Annotated in this window: 1 protein-coding gene; it reads right to left on the bottom strand. The window is 71.8% G+C overall.

Features of this window, described 5'->3' with window-relative positions:
* Positions 1–252, bottom strand: a 252-nt coding sequence (locus SB753_RS39585; protein ID WP_410805488.1) for a response regulator, incomplete at both ends; no start/stop codon positions are given.

Here is a 252-nt window from a genome sequence, read left to right as displayed (position 1 = left end):
ACCTGACGCTCGCGGTCGCTCAGCGGGTTCGCGCCGTCGAACAGGCTGTCGGCCGCGAGCACCGGATCCAGCACGCGCAACCCGGAATGCACCCGACGAACCGCCTCCGCCAGCTGCTCGGCGGGAGTGTCCTTCACGATGAATCCGCTGGCTCCGGCATCCAGCGCCGACCGCAGGTAGCCGGGGCGCGCGAAGGTGGTCACGACCAGGATGCGCGTCTCCGGACTCGCCTCGCGGATGCGGCGCGTGGCC

The organism is Paraburkholderia sp. SIMBA_053 (assembly GCF_046534895.1).
GTDB lineage: Bacteria > Pseudomonadota > Gammaproteobacteria > Burkholderiales > Burkholderiaceae > Paraburkholderia > Paraburkholderia caledonica.
Note: the sequence above shows the minus strand (reverse complement) of the source record. Positions and strands in the feature narration are given on the sequence as shown.